This window comes from Finegoldia magna (genome assembly GCF_003182075.1).
Classification (GTDB): Bacteria; Bacillota; Clostridia; order Tissierellales; family Peptoniphilaceae; genus Finegoldia; species Finegoldia magna.
Genome location: NZ_QGTH01000001.1, coordinates 86840 through 104004, shown reverse-complemented (window position 1 = coordinate 104004; position 17165 = coordinate 86840). Strand labels below are relative to the sequence as shown.

Below are 17165 nucleotides of genomic sequence, written 5' to 3'. Positions count from 1 at the left end.
TGCCATTTGCTACTAGTTATTTTATTTTTTTTCTAAATAAGTGTCTTTGTATCCTGCTGTTGAGAATTGGTTTAAGTTAATATTCTTTACATAATCTTGATAGTACATGTTAGTAGTACCAGAAATGATTGGAATAATAACTGTTTCATCAGCTAGGATTTGTTCAGCTTTCTTATATAATTCAACTTGTTTGTTTTTGTCTTTTTCTTTGGCAGCGTCTCTGATTAATTTATCGTATTCTTCGCTCTTCCATCCAGTTCTAACTGCGTTAGCACTTGAAGTGAATAGAGACATCATTGCTGATGGGTGGTTGTAGTCAGCAGTCCATGCTAAATAACCCATTTGGTAATTACCTTTGTTGATTTTACCAGAAAGGATAGCCCATTCCATCATTTCCAATTTAACCTTAACACCAAGTTTGTTTTGGAAGTTTTGTTGGAAATATTCACCGAATTTTTTCAAGTCTGGTGAGTTAGTCATAATTAAGCTTACTTCTAATTTAGATGGATCTGGATCCATTCCCAATTCTTTAAGACCTTCAGATAATAAAGCTTTTGGATCGCCTAATTTATCAGCCATTTCTTTAACAGGGTTACCTGCCATTTCTCTGTATTTCAAATCTTCAATTGTAATAGCTTTTGGTACCCAGAAATAAGCTGGAGCTGATTTTCCTTTAAGAACTGTTTCATTGAAGCCTTCTCTGTCTAAAGCGATGTTGAATGCTTGTCTAACTTTTTTGTTCTTAAATAATTTATCTTTGTGGTTAACTGCGAAGTAATCTACTGCTGGAATATCAATTTTTTGAGTCTTAGTTCCTTCTCTCTTGTCGAACTTAGAAGTCCATTCTGGTTTATTAGTACTTACACTCATTACTTCTCCAGATTGGAAAGCGTTCATCATTGTGTTTGTATCAGTGATAACTCTTATGTTAACTTTTTCTAATTTAACTTTGTCTTTGTTCCAGTAGTCTGGGTTCTTTTCAAGAACTAATTTAGAGTTGTGAGTCCATTCAGTTAATTTGAAAGGTCCGCAACCTACGATTGTGTTAGCTTCAGAACCGAATTGTTCACCGTGTTTTTCAACTATGTCTTTTCTTTGTGGGAAACATACTCTGAAAGGTACAATGTTAATGAAATATTGTGCTGGAGCACCTAATTTGATTTCCAATGTTTTATCATCAAGAGCTTTAACTCCTAATTTATCCAATGGAGCTTTGCCTTCGTTAACTTCTTGGAAGTTAAGTATATCAGCCAATAAGAATGATGAACCAGAACCTGTCTTAGGATCTACAGTTCTTTTAATACCATATTCAAAGTCTTTTGCTGTTAGTGGTTGACCATCTTCCCACTTTAAGCCATCACGTAATGTGAATGTGTAAGTCATAGCATCTTCGGATACTTTCCATTCTTTAGCTGCTGCTGCTTCTGGTTTCAATGTTAAGTCTTCGTTTTGAACTAATCTGATAAGTGGTTCATATACGTTATTAACAACTGTATTACCATAGCTGTCGCTACCTTTTTGAGCATCGATAGAGTCAGGGTCTGCACTTAAGAAAGTATTATATACTGTGTTTTCTCCTTTTTCTCCACCCTTTGAGCCTCCATTTCCACATGCTGTACCAGCAACCATAAGGCCGGCTAACATCAAGGCAACAAACCTTTTCTTGTTTCTCATTTACAATTCCTCCTTAAATATTTTAATCTTTATGAGAAAATCCGAATTAATCGTGAATACATATTTGAAAATATATAAGTTCTAGCATTCACTTTTTTCGTAATTTCATTATAACATGAATTTATGAAAATGATAACATAATCATCGTTTTTTCAAAATATTTTAATATTAAATTGTTATTTTATTGTCTTGTTTGAATTTTTTTTAAAATTTTTCGTTTTAATTTATCTTTACTTAATTGTAGACATTTCGTAATAATCGCTATTTTGTTGAAATATTGTTTTCATGAATTTATTATTTGATATTAGTTATCATATCTACCATGAGTGAAATATTTTTACATTTTTTCGTAGCTTTTTTTTGTTTTTTGTGCAAAAAGATTAATAAATGAATTTAAGCAAATAAAAGATTGGATATTTTAGGTATTTACACCATAAAAGCATTTAGTAGATTTTTGTAAATCATTGTAACTTTTTTGTAATATTTTTTTATTTTTAAAGAATCTCTATTAAAAAAGCGACCATTTAAGGTCGCAATTTTATAAGTCATTTATCAATTCATCTACCATGTGCTCTTCGGTAGACCATGATGTACAAATTCTTACATTTATGTAATCATCTGTTTTGTAGTTTTCACAAAAATTATATTTGTGTTTTAATCTGTGATATCTTTCATAATCCATATTTACGAATATTGTGTTGGTAGTAGATTGAGTAGCTAACACATAGTTTTGTTCTTTTAATCTTCGTCTGATTCTGTCAGCCTGTTCATCTGCTTTTTCAGCTAATTTGAAAATTAAATCATCAGTAAATAATTCTCTAAATTGAATTCCTAAAAATCTGGATTTAGCAATCAACATTCCAGAGCCTTTGATGTAGTTTTTAAAATGAAGCTTGAAATCATCGTTGTTTAATATCAACGCTTCTCCAAACATAGCCCCGCATTTTGTTCCTCCGACATATGTCGCATCGACAATCTCACAAATTTCTTTTAATGTTAGGTCGTTGTTTTTTGCAGCTAATGCATATGCAAGTCTTGCACCATCCATGAATAAATACAGTCCATGTTTGTCGCAGACTTTTTTTATTTCCATAAGTCTTTCTTTAGTGTAGATTGTTCCAGATTCCGATGAATTGGTTATGTAAACCATTTTTGGAATTGGCTTGTGAAAATATGCAGGATCATTCATTCTTTCTGATACAAACTTATCTATTACTTCTGGAATTAATAATCCATCTTCATCTTCTACTATTTCTATTTTGTGACCAATATCTTCAATAGCTCCTGTTTCTAATGTATTAATATGAGCATTATCACATGCGATAACACTTTCAAAAGGTCTTAGCGATGTTTTGATAACAAGTTTATTACAAGCTGTAGAACCATGTAGAAAATAAACGTCTTGATCAGAAATCTTTTTTCTGATAAGTTCTTTTGCTTGATGAGTGTATTCATCGTTGCAATAGCCTTGTTGTTGAACCATATTGGTTTCTTCAAGTGCTTTTATGATATTTGGATGAACTCCTTCTAGGTAATCACAGTTAAAATTATACATAATTTTTCTCCTCAATCGACAATAATTAGTTTGTTAAAATACAGATTTATTATAACACTTGATAATTTTTTGTAAAGAATATTATTCACTTATTTTGTGTATAAACATTTGATGTAATATGTCATTTTTTGTCCATTGTCATAAACACATTCAGCTCTTTCAAGTATCGTCTTGTATTTACGATTGTTAATTACACCTTCATCTTTTATCAAATTGTCAGGATCTTCTGTGTTAATATCAGGGCCTTGTAGATTCCACAATTCTTCTAATCTGTTATTAAATATTTCTATGTTAAATTTACCAATTATTTCATTTTTGTATTTTATAACAACAATATTTGATTTTTTGGAAAACGTAACATTTTGATTTCCTAAATTTTCGATATTTTGTGTATTGGAATCGTATTGAAATTGAATATTTTCCAATAAACGGTCGTAGTTTGTCGTATCAATTTCTAACCTATCATTGACAAAGGATCTGATTTGTCCGTATAGCGACTCAAATTCGTCTCCTCTGAATCCAAATACACGATTCATATCCTCTTGTAAAGTTGTAAATTTATCACCCAAATAAGGAAGTTCTTTTGTGCTGTGTTTGACTACAAAATAGTCAAGTTTGTCTTTTATTTCCTTTATTTTAGCTGGATTTACATTGTTTTGAGATTTTATTTTGCCATCGACAAGAAGATTTTCTTCAACTAGCATTTTTTCTAATTTGGCTTTTTGGTCTATTCTACTGATATTATATGCAGAAAGAGGTCCCACCGAAGAAATCAGTGCCAATATCAAAAACGTTGTCGGTATCGTGATGTATGTCTTCTTGTTGAAGAATAAATAGTAAATCATTGATATAACAATGAATATTCCGCCAACTACCACAAGATATCTTTCTTCCGTAACTCCATAATATGATATTCTGATTCCTATTGAGTAAAACATCATGACTGAAAGTATCAATAATATTATAGGTTGAATTTTATTGTAAACATTTATGAATTTATCTTCTACCGTTTTTGATATGAACAAGACCACTACTGAAAGCAATCCATACCACAAAATAAGATTTGTGATGATATTGTTAGGTATCGTCTTTAAAACTACTACCTTTATTATATATAGAAGTAAAATAAAACCGTATACCAAAAATATCGGAGCAATAATTCTCGTAAATAAAAACTTAAAAGGCAATAGCCATTTAATTTTTAGATTTTGATCACAATATTTCAACGGGAATCTGGATAAAATTATAGATGCATTTAGCAATAGAAAAATTACCGCTGCACATGATACCATGACATTGCTAAGATTAAATTGTAGTTTGAACAGTTCCTTTGTCGTGAACAAAATCGCAACAATTCCAATAAAAATCGTTACGCAATAAATTAACGATTCTATTATTGATAAAACTATTTTAACTGCGTAGTCAGCATAGTCAACTCTCACATTAAAGTGTCCTGCTACAAACATTCCAACAAAAAGCGTAACAAATAATCCAATCTGAGTGATTTGATTTCTAAGAACAAATGATTTGTCTACTTTTATTATTAGAAAATAGCTCACTAATCCCATAAGCACTGACACAATTGCATACACCAAAGCTTTTTTCCCCTTGGTGATTTCTATGTTTTTGTCTGTAATTATTAGTTTTACAATCATGTAGCTCATTGCAAAGTATAGCGAAGAAATAAGCAAATCTGTTGTTAATGTGCTATTAAATGCTCCAACTTCAATATTCCATATCACCATAATTGCAAATATCGTAGCAATAAATATGGCAAGTAGTACCATTGGATATAGCTTTATTGTTTTCTGTAAGTTTTTAAGTTTCGATTTAAAAATATCTAACCTCATAATTTCCTCCTGCTTTTCTTAATTATATCACGACAAATATCTTAAAAATCGCTTAAAAACATTTGTTGCAATTTCGTAAACATTGCTCAAATATTTACAGAAGATTTGTGATTTTGTTCCAAATCTAATAAATACTTTTTCTTTTCTATTCCAAATTTATATCCAGTAAGCGTATTGTTTTTTCCAATCACTCTGTGGCAAGGTACTAAAATCATCAAATCATTTGAGCCAACAGCTCTTCCAACTGCTCTTGCTGATGTTTTAACGCTGTAGATTTCTTCGTATTTTTCTTTGATGTCGGTATATGTTGCAATCATTCCATACGGAATTTCACACACTAACTTCAATATCTTAGTTGCATAATCTGATTTGTCGATTAATATATCGTCAAATTGCCCTGTAATATTACCCGAAAAATAATCGTCCAAATAATTCTTACATTTTTCAATTATTTCATCAGTCCCCTGTTCTACAAAAAAATCTGTGAATTCACATTTTATTATATTTTCTCCGTCACTTTCGATAAGAATATTTCCTAATTTTGATTTGTAAATATCTCTCATATAAAAAAGCTCGGATTGCTCCGAGCCATCTCCTTTATTTTACATTTAAGCCTTTGATGAAGTTGGTAAATAATATCGATAATATAAGTGCTATTACACCAGCTCCCAAATAGATATACATGTTAAGTCCACTAAATAATTTGAATGCTGATATTAAATATTCTGAGAAGAATACATTTAAAGCGATAATAATTGCAGTAAATAATATGAATATTTTCACAGCACCGAATTTGTACGCTAAGAATATCAATGAATTAAATGCAAGGCTACACACTGATGTGATTACAAAAACTATTGGCATATATGACAACAATGAGCCTTTTGTGAACACTCCAATCTTGTCGTAATAAATTTCGATTTGTTTTGCATGTAAGAATCCTGATAAAATTCTCGTTAGATAAATTACTCCAATTATAATTGCAAATACCAACACGACGTTGAAAATTCTTTCAAAAATCGTAGCTTTTTTAATTTGTTTTCTATGGTAAGATGATTCAACGTTCATTCCAAAATCTTGGAAGTAATCCTTACTTGCTACCAATAAAAAGTAGAAAGTATTGAATAAAAACATAGGCACGACGTATGTGAATAGTGGAAGTTTTCCAAAATCGAATTTCCATATATTAAAGTAGGAAAGTCCTCCAATGATTGCTAATATAACAACAGATACAAGAAGAGTGTAAAATGCGTATGCCAAACTATTCGACAACTTCTGTTTTAACAGTCTTTTCATAATTTCCCTCCTCAATCATTGTAATTAATTCGTCTAATGGCAATTGTTTGATTACACAGCCGTTATTTTCAAGTAAAATTCGTTCATCTTCGTTGATTTCATCGAACATTTTGATTTCATCTTCTAATCCATCAGAAGTTCTCGTCAATATCCTTTTGTAATTCATAGCAGTGATAATCTCCTTAGGTCCACGAACCACATTTGCTTTTGTTAGTATGTTGTGCTTAGAATCCTTGAATTTAATTCTACCATCTTGCATCAACACCAAGTAATCAAAAAATACTTCCTCCGCAATTGGAGCTGAAATCAGAATTGTGTTTCTGATTAATTCTTGACGTTTTTTCATTATATCTATGAATTCCAAAGAAAGTTTTTTGTCTACTATTTCAAAATTTTTCAATAATACTATCTTTTTATTCGTAGCAAGCGCCGCAGTCATAAGTACGATGTTGCAGTAATCCTCTTTCAAATCCTCTAGTCTTGCAAATTCATCAATCGCAAATCCTTTTAGCACAGAGTCCACAAATTCTTCATCGAAATAAGGATTCAACTTCTTTTTTAATTTAAGATACTTCTTCACCTTCATTGATGAGTTATAATCTTGTAAAAATGTTGAAAATTCAACCTCATTAGTTAGTTTTGGATTCTTTAGGACGTTTTCTTTTTCTTCAAAACCATACAAGAATTCTCCATTGTATTTAGTAGTAAAAGAACCCAAAATATCAAACAATTCATCAATGTTCTTGTCATGACCTGTAAACAAATAGATGTAACCTTCTTCTATTTCAAGGCTACAATCCAAGTCTATTTTTTTTAATCTTCTTTTTTTGTTTATGTTATCTATCGTATACATAAATTCTCCTATTTAAATCTCGAATGAGACAACCTACTTGCCGCAGCCGCTGCGATCGCAGCTACTATATCATCCAAAAATGTGTTAACGCAATCAGTTTTTTCTACATCTAACTCTTTGATAATTCCGATCTTTTCCTTATCCAAATACCCAAAATTAGTAAATCCGATTGAGCCATACACATTGATTATTGACAAAGCCAACACTTCATCAATTCCATAAAGTCCTTCGTCTGATTCGATAATTTTTTGAATAGGATCGTCGAATAATTTCTTATCACAAGCTTTGTCGATTGCAATCCCTGTTAACACGCATTGCAACACTTCTCTTTTTTCTAAAACTCTCTCTACATTTTCAGTGCACAATTGCATCGTCAAATTCGGATAATATTTTTCTTGTAAAATGAACACTATTTTTGAAATATCTTCTATCTCAACGCCTCTTTCTTGTAATTGGCGAATCGTAATCTCTTTCAATTCTTGAATAGTATAAGGATATTCAGAAACTTTTTTTCTACCCATGTTACCTCCTAAAAATATCTCTATACTATATTTTACCCAAAATTCAAGTCTTTTACTCTAATTTGTCGGTAATTTTCTTTTAGAATATATAACTTTTACTTTATCTCCAATTTCATTTTTAAAATCATTGTTGAGCATATAAGAATCGATAGTTTTGTCATCTAATTGTATCTCAACTTTTACGCTTGAGCCTTGGAACACAATATCCTTGATAATACCATCTTCTCCTTGGTCTGAAATTTTTACATCTTCAGGTCTAACGTAATATCCTTCAAAAATATTTTTATCACCGATAAAATTCAACACGAAATTATTTTTCGGATTTTTGTAGATATCTAAAGGATAGGAATGTTGTTCGATTTTACCTTTGTTCATTAAAATAATATCATCTGCTAACTCAAAAGCTTCGTTTTGGTCGTGTGTTACGAAAATCATGGTAGTTCCTAAATTTTTTTGAATATTTTTTATAAGAAGTCTCATGCTAACTCTCAATTTTTGGTCCAAGTTACTCAAAGGCTCGTCCAATAATAAAAGTTTCGGACTCAAAACTAATGACCTTGCAAGGGCAACTCTTTGTCTTTGACCGCCAGATAATTCATCAATCATTTTTTTCTCATGACCTTTTAATCCCACAAGCTCAATCATTTCGTTAACCTTGTTTTCGATAGTTGTTTTGTCTATATTTTTGAATTTTAAACCATAGGCAACATTTTTGAAAACATTCATATGGTAGAAAAGTCCGTATGATTGAAACACAGTCGTGATGTCTCTTTTTTCAGCAGTAAGAATTGTGATATCTTCTCCATCTAGAATAATTTGTCCAGAATTTGGCTTCACAAAACCACCAATCATGTTCAAAATCGTACTTTTACCGCAACCAGAAGGTCCCAAAATGCACAACATTTTTCCTTTTTCTAATTCAAATTCAACATTATCCACAACAGTTTTATCTTCGTAAATTTTCGTAAGATTTTTTACACTTAAAATCATTTTTTATCTCCTATTTTTGTCGCCAAATAATATCCACCATTTACAACAAGACATATCAAAATTATTATTAAAGCAATTACAGAACCAATATTGTAATTACCACTGTTTATAACATCAAACATAACAAGTGTTAAAACTTTTTGTCCTGGATAAACCAAGAAAATAATCGAACCAATTGTCGTCATTGTCGCAGTGAAGGCATTGATGAATGTAACAGTAAAGCCTTTCTTAGTTAGTGGAAGCACGATATCTTTAAATACATAAATGAAATTGGCACCCAAATCCTGTGCAGAATTGATTTCATCTTCGCTGATTGATAAAACGTGACTGTTCATAACTTTTGTCGAAAAAGGCATTTGCTTGAACAAAACATTCAACACTACAATTGCACTAGTTCCAACCAACATCAATGGTTTGTGATTAAATGCCAACAAATAACCTAGACCGAAGAATGTTCCCGGCAAAATATAAGGCAAATTTGAAATATAATCTGCAACTTTAATTACCTTGCTCTTTTTGATTATCGAGTAATAAGCCATCAACAAACCAATCATACTTCCAAAAAATGCACTAATCAAAGAGTACACAATACTTCTTGTTATAGTGTTTGTAATGTAAGATTTGGAATTTCTGAAGTTTTCAAAAGTAAATGTAAGTTCGTTGTTTTTCATTTTCGTAAATGCTGACAAAATAATTGACGCATATTGAATTACAAGCCAACTCAACAAAAACACACTGATAACGCACAAGAAATAAAACACAGCAGATTTTTTGTCAATAATTGCACTTTGTGAAGAATTAGAATTGACATTGCTTTTTCTCATAGACTTCGAATAAATGATAAACATAATAACAGAAGGAATCAAAATCATTATGTTGATAACTGCCGCAGTTTTAATATCTCCTTTGCTAATTACCGACATGTATCCTTCACTTGCTAGAACGTTAAACTTACCACCTATAATTGCAGGAGTTCCAAAATCCGCAATCGAACGAATAAATGTGAGAAAAAACACAGAAATCAATGTATTTTTTAATTGTGGAATTAAAATATCGATTACTACATGATTCGTATTTGCCCCCAAATCAATTGCTGAATTGATAGAAGCTGTATCCAAATTATTAAGATAAGATATAACCATTAAACAACTCAACGACAAAAATCCCAACGTTTCCATTAATATAATTCCCGTCATTCCATAAGGATTGGTGTTTAATTTTAACAAATTGTACGTGATGAACCCTCTTCTACCGAATAAATTTATGTAAGACAAACTTGTTACAAAAGGAGGCGAAATCATCGTCACCAATAAAATTGCACTGATGATTTTTTGATGGATTTTAACACTCAAAAAGCAATACAATCCAATTATTGCAGAAAAAACAGTCGTTAAAACCGATACAATAAAACCAACAGTAATTGAATTCACAAACAGATTTTTGTTCTCTTTAAATACATTTAATATAAAATCTATTGAATTGCCTCCATCTGCAGTGAATGCTTCTTTAAATACATACAAAAATGGCAATCCTATAAAAACGAATATGAGTAGGAAAATTATGTATTTAATAAATTTATCTAATATTTTCATAATTTACTCCATTTAAAACAAGCACCCGTTAAGGTGCTAGTAAAATGGGAGAAACCTGACAGATTTCTCCCTATTAAATTACTTACTTTTTACAAATTCTGAGAATTTATTTAAAATAGCTTCTCTCTTTTCACCAAAAGTAGACAAATCTTGTTTGATTAAATTTTCTTTTTTCAAACCTAAATCAAGACCTTTGATTCCATCTTTAACCATTTGGTTAGAATCTTTTCCGTCTATTTCTGCTAACATTTGTAAAGATTCATCTTCTAACATGAAATCGATGAATGCTTTTGCAACTTCAGTGTTAGGTGAATTTTTGAAAATAGCTACTCCTTCTGGAACCCATGGAATACCATCTTCAGGATATACAACAGTTAAGTTGTTGTCTTTTGCTGTATCGAACGCTGATTTGTCAACTGGAATAATACCAATTCCAAATTCTCCAGCTGCTGTTTTTTCTTGAGGATCTTTTCCTCTTTTGCCGTAGAAACTGATGTTATCATTTAATTTAGATAAATAATCCCAACCTTTTTCTTCGCCATATTTGTCCAATAATCCTTTAACTGCTGCGTAGTTTGTACCAGAAATTGAAGGATCGCTCATGATTACTTCGCCTTTGTATTTTGGATCAGCTAATTCATCCCAAGTTTTTGGAACTTCTAAGTTTTTAGATTTTAATACTTCGTTGTTTGCTAAGAAACCAACAACTGTGATTCCTTTTGATAACCAGTAACCATCTTTGTCTTTGTAATCGTCTGGAATTTGTTTCAAAGCTTCAGATTCATATTTTTCTAACATATCGTCTGATTTAGCTTTCATGAAAGCGTCGATTCCGCCTCCAAACCATACATCAGCCATAGCTTTTCCTTCAGCTTTTGCTCTTGATAAAACTTCACCACTTGACATAGATAAGAATTCTACCTTAGCTCCTGTTTTTTCAGTGAACTTGTCAAATAATTTTACGTATTTGTCGCTTGTAGCCACAACGTTCAAAGTTTTACCTTCAAACTTTTTAGCGTCGTCTGCTTTTTCTTCTGTTTTTGTAGGTTCTTTTGATGTTGTTTCCTTTGAGTTATCTTTTGATTGACAAGCAGTCAATGCAAAAATCAACATTAAAGAAAGACTTAACATCTTTAAAAATTTGTTTTTCATAATCCCTCCATATTTTTAAATTTTATCATTAGATAGTATATATTATTTTGAAATATTTTACAAATACAAAAAATGACCCCAATTTTTTGGAGTCATTTAGTGTAAATTATTTCTCAATATATGATTTTATAAAGTAATTGCCATCCTTGTTTTCAAGTGTAAGAGTAGCATTTGCATCTTTTAATATCAAATCATTGCCTTTGATTTCTCCTTCAGTTGGATAAAAAGTGCCTATCGAAACATCGCTCACGAATGTATAGTAAGAGTTGTTTTCTTTCAAATACAAGCATTTTTCTTTGCTTTTAACATCGTCTGAAACAATTCCTGCGTATTTTTTCAACGTAGCATCTACAAGATTCTTGTCGATTTCTACAAGTGGCATATTTTTGCTTGAAAACTCGAATTCTGAAAAACTATCTAGTTTTTTCAATTTTTCTATTATAGCTTTGAGCTCATCTGAATTTTCTTCATAATTTTTCGATGGAAAATATTTGATAAAACCATCCAAATCTATTTCTTTTGGATCGTTGTATCTTCCTGCCTTGAAGAAATTAGAAGTTATGTTTTTAATTTCATCAAATTCTGATCCAGGACGTTTTTCCACAAATACTTTTTTAATTTGATTGACCTCGTCATCTGTAAGCTTTCTATCTTTTCCTGCCTTTATCCCTTTAAAAGCTTGTTCAAAGTAATTTCCGACCCATTTTTGTTGTTCTTCAGTTAGTTTTATTTCTTCTTTTTCCGCATCATTTTTACTACAAGATGCTAGAAAAATTATCGCAAATAATAAAACAACTGAAAATCGTAAAAACTTATGTAATCTTTTCATACATACTCCCCCTTTATTTGGTTTATTTATACCCTGATTTTTAAAATTTATAACAAAAATATCCCCTCAATATAAATTGAGAGGATACCTAAAATTTAGAAGTTTGTGGGATTACTTTATGATACTTGTTAATTGATTGATTACATCTTCAGATACTGATTTTTATCCACCAATTACATAAGATTTGTTGAATTTAGTATCTTTGATGAATTGTTCTGCTTTTTGTCCTAATTTTTCTTTGTTAGTAAGAAGGATTGCGCCATTTTGTTTTGCTGAGAATGGTGCTGCAACTAATGCGTCTGCAAAGTTTTCGCCACTTGCTACTACGACAACTTCTTTTGCTCCAGAATATTTTGCAAGAAGAATACTTGTTTCGTATCTGTCAGCTCCGCCCATTCTGTTTACTGTAGCATTAGAGATTTTTTTGATGTTAGCTTTTGTGTTTTCAGATACTGATTTTTCTCCACCAGCTATGTTTATTAATGATGCTTTTGATGATTTGATAACATCTTCAACTGATTTGTCGATAGCGTTAACTCTTACTAAAAGTATTGGAGCTTTGTCTTTTTCAGCTGCGTTGTTAAGAGATAATGCATCTGCATAATTTTCTCCACTTGCGATTTCTAATGTTGTTGTCTTATCGCCGATAAGTTTAGCTGCGATTTTGGCACTTGTTTTGTATCTGTCAGATCCAGAAAGTCTGTCAACTTTGAAGTTTCTCTTTTCTAATTCTTTTTTCAATCCTTCATCGACAGATTTTTCTCCACCAATAATAGTGATTTCTTTTGCTTTTAATCTAGAAATTTCACTCATAACTTCCTTACTGATTGAGTTAGAAGATATATACAACAAAGATGCGTTGTTTGCTTTTGCAAATGGAGCAGCTGTCAAAACGTCTGAATAATTATTTTGGTTAGCTAATACGACTTTGTTAGTTCCTTCTTTGAACATTTTCTTAGAAACTTCGATAGCTGTTTGTACTCTGTTTTCTCCAGAAATTCTTTGAACATTTTCATTTGTAGTGTCTGCAGTTGATTTTTCGATTTCAACTTGATCCACAACTTTTAAAGAATCTGTTTCATATGTTGTGGCTACGATTGATTTGTCAGTCACTTTAACTTTTGTGAAGTTTGGCTTGTAATGTTGGTCTCTAACTGCCATGTAGTCTTTGAATTCTACTAAATCATAGTGTTTTGAACCTGATGCAGAGTTTGCAGTTAAATATAATTGTCCTTTTGGATTTACGTATTTTGATGGAACCTTTCCTTCTTCTTTTGATTTATCAGTAAAGTTTCTTTCGCTTTCAATTGCCAATCCACCATCCATCATACGACTTCTTGTGTAAACGTGGTCGTGACCTGCTACTATTAAATCAATACCATATTGTTTCATCAACGCTGGATATTCTGCTCTTCTTTTGATGATATCGTCATCATTCGCATGAGTCGCTGCAGAATAAATAGCGTGGTGGAAGCCAACTACTTTCCATTTGATGTTTTGATTTTTTGTCATTTCAATTGCTTTTTCAATTGTAGCTTTGTGTTCAGCAGTATTCATGTTGTTAGAATTTAATTGAATGAATAGCGTATTATTGTATACGAAATAATAGTTGGAACCTGCTTCTGTTTTTCCTTCAGCTTGAAGGTTAGGAAGTGCAAAGTGTTGTGAAAAAGAATTTGCTTGTGAATCGTGGTTACCAATTAACGTTGCAAATGTAATTCCTTTTGCGTTTTCTCTTTCAATATATCCACTGTATTCTAATTCTGATTTAGATGTATATTCGTTGACTTGGTCTCCCAAACTGTACAAGAAACTCATTTGTGGAACTTGTTTCTTGATAGTTCCCAATGCTTTTTCCCATTTGTCTCTGTCTGCGTAGAATTTACCGGCACCAATTTGAGGGTCCCCTGCTAATACAAATGTAAAGCCTCCTTTTGGTTGAGTTGTAAATTCGAATACTTGAGATTTTTTGCCATTACCATTGTAAACTCTGTACATGTATTTAGTGTTTGGTTTCAAGTTTTTGATATTTACTTGAGAGTTTGACATATCTTTAAGTTCATACAAATCTTTTAAAGCTTGATCTTTCTTATCTTTTTCGATTTTTACTTTTGCGTTTGATTTGTCATTGATATCAAATGTTGTGTTCTTGTCAGAAGTTACAGCTTTGATTTTCGTTGCATTTGAAAAATCTTTTTGATCATTTGCTTCTACGATTTCCAAATAACCTTGTTCTTTGCTCTTGCTGTACCAAGTGAAGTTTCTTTCACTTTGGTCTTTACCTATAGTCAAGATTGGAAATCTTATTTGAGATTCTTCTTGAGTTTGTGTTGCTGTTGTGCTAATATCATTTTTTCCATTAGTTTCAGCAAATGTAGTTGTGTATGTAGCTGTTGTTGCTATTGAAAATACCATACCAAATGCTAATAACGCTTTTGCCGTTTTGTTCATTAATTTTCCCCCTTATGATTATATATAATTGATGAGAATAATGATGTCACTGGCACCATTATAATCACAACGACCGTACCTATCAGCCCTTTTGTGATTTCCACTGAAAAGAAATCAGAATTTACAAGCTGATTAAAACTTACTCCGTGCGATATCAAAACCATAATCGTCACTAGAGATGATCCAATAAATGCAAACACCAAAGTGTTTACCATTGTTCCAATAATATCTTTACCTATATTCATTCCGCTTCGAAAAAGCTTCCTGCTATCCAAATCTGTATTTAATGATTTAATTTCTTTCAAAGAAGATGAAATCGACACACTAACATCCATTGAAGCACCAAGAGATGCTATGGAAACTGCGGAGAATAATAAGTTCTCAATCCTAAGTCCCCATGTTTTTCCTACCAAAATCAAAGTTTCTACATTTTCCATATTGTGTCCAGAAACATACAAAACTTTTCCAATGATTTTGACCATAATTGCCGCTATCAAAAATGAAGTCCCTATCGATATCATATTTACCAAAGTCATTTTACTGTATCCATACAACACCACTAGAGAATAGACTGCACACAAAATTACCGTTATAATCGTAACCAAAATATTATTGTATCCATTCATCAAAAGCGCCACATCAAAAAATAAAATTATGTAAATACTTACAAATAAAGCTATCGCACTTTTGAGACCTTTTATCCCAGCAATCACAGCCAAAAATATTACAAATAATGCTATAATCACAAAAATTCTTATACTTCTATCGTAGTTGTACACGGAATAGTAATAATCATCAGTTGAACCTGAATTTTGATTTTGAATTAGGATAACATTACTTCCTTTGTGAACTTTAATGCTGTGTGTGTTCACAAGTTCGTTATCCAACTCTACAACTTTTCCAGTTTTTAAAATCTTAGCTTTAATCTTCTGAACGCCGACAGGTTTAGAATTGTCCGGATAATCTAGCGATTCATCCACAACTTCCACAACCTTCGCCCTCAGATATTCCACACCCTTGTAACTAATCAAGCTTTCATTTACATCTAGCTTTCTATTCAAAAAGAAAATTCCAATCAATAGCAAGATTAAAATTACATTAACAATTTTCTTCAATATTTCATCACCTATTACATTGTACGATTAAAATATTAAATTTATGTTTTTCAAAGTTAATAAAATGTAAAAATTTGTTAAAAAACATTAAAAAAAGCATATCATTCGATATGCTTATAAAAAATATTCTCACTGTATATTTTTGAAGCAAAAAAAGAAGTAACCGGAACCATTATAATCACAACGCTAATTCCAATTAACGCTTTCGTAATTTCCACTGCAAAAAAATCAGAACTTACAACTCTATTAAAAGTATTTGTTCCGTGCAATATAAAAATCATAATGCTCACAAGTGATGATCCAATAAATGCAAATACCAATGTATTTACCATTGTTCCTATAATATCTTTGCCAATACTCATCCCACTTTTAAATAATTTTTTGCTCGATACATCTTTATTTAGTGATTGAATTTCTCTTAGCGCAGAAGCTATCGATACACTTACATCCATTGACGCTCCCAAAGCTGAAATAGCAACGGTAGAAAATAGTAAATTTTCGATATTTAATTTCCATTCTTTTCCTATTACGAGTATCAATTCTCCGACATTTTCCAAATTATATCCTGAAATATTAAGTCCAATACTCATTAACTTAACCAAAATGCTCACAAATATAAATGACACCGAAACAGAAATCATGTTAATTAAACTCATTTTCGAATAACCATATAAAATCAATGTCGAAAAAATAGTACACAAAATTACAGTTAAAATCGTAATCAAAACATTATTAAATCCATTCATTATCAATGAAATATCGAAAAACAAAATTATGTATATACTAATAACAAGTGCAACCGTACTTTTTATTCCTCTAATACCTGCAACAAGTGCTATGAAAACTAAGAATAAAACTATCCAAAAAATTGTGCCAAAACTTCTATCGTAATTATACATCCTGTAAAAAGTTTCAGAATTATGATGAGGATTTCTGCTTTTTGCCAAAATAACCTTATCATTTTCCTTTACTAAAACACTATGAGAAGCTTCTAGTTTGTTTTCCACATCTACAATTTCTCCTGTATTTCTAATTTTTGCTTTTATGTTTTGTATTCCAACAGGCTTTGAATTGTAAGGATAATCCAATGTTTCATCAACAACGTCTACTACAATAGCTTTTACATAATCAAGTTCAATTCCATCATAACTTACCAAATGATCGCTATTTCCCCATTTTAAATTTATTACAAAAACCGCGACCAAAATTAGTCCTAAAAATATATTACAAATTTTTTTCAATTATTCACCAACTCCATTTATCTATAATACTACAAAAAAATGTGTT

General features: G+C 31.0%; 14 protein-coding genes. All 14 read right to left on the bottom strand.

What is annotated here, in order from left to right:
* Nucleotides 1-21 precede the first annotated feature (21 nt).
* Nucleotides 22-1674: a peptide ABC transporter substrate-binding protein gene (locus DES33_RS00380; RefSeq protein ID WP_110057788.1), complete on the bottom strand. Its 1653-nt coding sequence runs from the start codon at nucleotides 1672-1674 to the stop codon at nucleotides 22-24.
* 538 nt (nucleotides 1675-2212) lie between these two features.
* Nucleotides 2213-3229 (bottom strand): threonine aldolase family protein, encoded by a 1017-nt coding sequence (locus DES33_RS00375; protein ID WP_110057787.1) that lies wholly within the window; start codon nucleotides 3227-3229, stop codon nucleotides 2213-2215.
* 89 nt (nucleotides 3230-3318) lie between these two features.
* On the bottom strand, nucleotides 3319-5079 hold the full coding sequence (locus DES33_RS00370; protein WP_110057786.1) for a DUF4153 domain-containing protein: 1761 nt from the start codon (nucleotides 5077-5079) through the stop codon (nucleotides 3319-3321).
* Between the two features lie 86 nt (nucleotides 5080-5165).
* Complete coding sequence (locus tag DES33_RS00365; RefSeq protein WP_110057785.1) at nucleotides 5166-5642, bottom strand: methylated-DNA--[protein]-cysteine S-methyltransferase; 477 nt, start codon at nucleotides 5640-5642, stop codon at nucleotides 5166-5168.
* 34 nt (nucleotides 5643-5676) lie between these two features.
* Nucleotides 5677-6375 (bottom strand): hypothetical protein, encoded by a 699-nt coding sequence (locus DES33_RS00360; protein WP_227930631.1) that lies wholly within the window; start codon nucleotides 6373-6375, stop codon nucleotides 5677-5679.
* On the bottom strand, nucleotides 6341-7228 hold the full coding sequence (locus tag DES33_RS00355; protein ID WP_110057784.1) for an ABC transporter: 888 nt from the start codon (nucleotides 7226-7228) through the stop codon (nucleotides 6341-6343). Before DES33_RS00355 ends, DES33_RS00360 begins: the two co-directional genes overlap by 35 nt.
* An 8-nt stretch (nucleotides 7229-7236) precedes the next feature.
* Nucleotides 7237-7749 (bottom strand): phosphatidylglycerophosphatase A family protein, encoded by a 513-nt coding sequence (locus DES33_RS00350; protein WP_094206094.1) that lies wholly within the window; start codon nucleotides 7747-7749, stop codon nucleotides 7237-7239.
* A 57-nt stretch (nucleotides 7750-7806) separates the two neighbouring features.
* Nucleotides 7807-8739, bottom strand: a complete 933-nt coding sequence (locus DES33_RS00345) for an ABC transporter ATP-binding protein (protein ID WP_110057783.1) — start codon at nucleotides 8737-8739, stop codon at nucleotides 7807-7809.
* Complete coding sequence (locus tag DES33_RS00340; RefSeq protein WP_110057782.1) at nucleotides 8736-10331, bottom strand: ABC transporter permease; 1596 nt, start codon at nucleotides 10329-10331, stop codon at nucleotides 8736-8738. Before DES33_RS00340 ends, DES33_RS00345 begins: the two co-directional genes overlap by 4 nt.
* A gap of 78 nt (nucleotides 10332-10409) precedes the next feature.
* Nucleotides 10410-11483: an ABC transporter substrate-binding protein gene (locus tag DES33_RS00335; protein WP_094206097.1), complete on the bottom strand. Its 1074-nt coding sequence runs from the start codon at nucleotides 11481-11483 to the stop codon at nucleotides 10410-10412.
* Between the two features lie 106 nt (nucleotides 11484-11589).
* Nucleotides 11590-12312 carry a hypothetical protein gene (locus DES33_RS00330; RefSeq protein ID WP_110057781.1) on the bottom strand — a complete coding sequence of 241 codons (723 nt, stop codon included), beginning with the start codon at nucleotides 12310-12312 and terminating at the stop codon, nucleotides 11590-11592.
* A 162-nt stretch (nucleotides 12313-12474) separates the two neighbouring features.
* A complete protein-coding gene (locus DES33_RS00325) occupies nucleotides 12475-14763 on the bottom strand; it encodes a cell wall-binding repeat-containing protein (protein WP_110057780.1) in 2289 nt (762 codons plus the stop codon).
* The gene (locus DES33_RS00320; RefSeq protein WP_110057779.1) at nucleotides 14763-15878 is read right to left on the bottom strand and encodes a YibE/F family protein; all 1116 of its coding nucleotides are present in this window, start codon (nucleotides 15876-15878) and stop codon (nucleotides 14763-14765) included. The genes DES33_RS00325 and DES33_RS00320 overlap by 1 nt, the downstream gene beginning before the upstream one ends.
* Before the next feature lie 101 nt (nucleotides 15879-15979).
* Nucleotides 15980-17119: a YibE/F family protein gene (locus DES33_RS00315; protein WP_110057778.1), complete on the bottom strand. Its 1140-nt coding sequence runs from the start codon at nucleotides 17117-17119 to the stop codon at nucleotides 15980-15982.
* Between the last annotated feature and the right edge of the window lie 46 nt (nucleotides 17120-17165).